The organism is Bacillus sp. HMSC036E02, from assembly GCF_001836235.1.
Classification (GTDB): domain Bacteria; phylum Bacillota; class Bacilli; order Bacillales; family Bacillaceae_G; genus Bacillus_A; species Bacillus_A cereus.
This window is the reverse complement of sequence record NZ_KV827809.1, coordinates 1-672: the sequence shown is the minus strand read 5'-3', so window position 1 is coordinate 672 and position 672 is coordinate 1. Positions and strand designations below refer to the sequence as shown.

The window sequence follows — 672 nt, the reverse complement described above, 5'->3', positions numbered from 1 at the left end:
TCTTAAACATAATAAATCCCCCTTAAATATGTTTTATAACTTGCAACTTAAATGTATCACTTTTGTAACTTTTGTAAATATTTTCAATTTATATAAATATTTATTTAATTATTAACAATATTGGAATTGTATTTTATCAAATGGAAAATAGAGGGATTTGAAGGGTTATGTAAAAATGCATAATAAATCAAGCAAATATCATGATATACTCTCAAAGAACTAATACAAAATTTCTTTAGATTGGAAAACTAAAGTCTTATCTACCTAAAAGGAAGGCGCCTTATGGCGTCTTTTCTCTATTTTCAAAAGGACCTTCTCAATTCATTCTTGAAAACATAAGGTAAAGTGAACCCATTAAAATCCATGGAATGAACCCTAGTTTTACCCTCTAATCTAAAGGAGGCACTATTGTTATGGGATATGGTGGTAGTTGTGGCGAAGGCTGCGGTTTCGCTGGAGGTTTCGCTTTATTAGTTGTATTGTTTATTTTATTAATCATTATCGGAGGCAGTTGTTTCTGCTAAAAACTATTGGAAAAGGCACCCTTATATGGGCGCCTTTTTATATTTATAACCTTTTTTAGAAATTATTTGAAATATTACATAAAATAATATATCATTATATTGTAATTTTAGTAATATCTAGGGGGATTTTTAATGAAATTAGGAAAAT

1 protein-coding gene is annotated in these 672 nt (G+C 28.3%); it reads left to right on the top strand.

Annotated elements, in window-relative coordinates; all coding sequences use genetic code 11:
- Positions 1–413 precede the first annotated feature (413 nt).
- The gene (locus HMPREF2590_RS28510) at positions 414–524 is read left to right on the top strand and encodes a YjcZ family sporulation protein (protein WP_083325418.1); all 111 of its coding nucleotides are present in this window, start codon (positions 414–416) and stop codon (positions 522–524) included.
- Positions 525–672 lie beyond the last annotated feature (148 nt).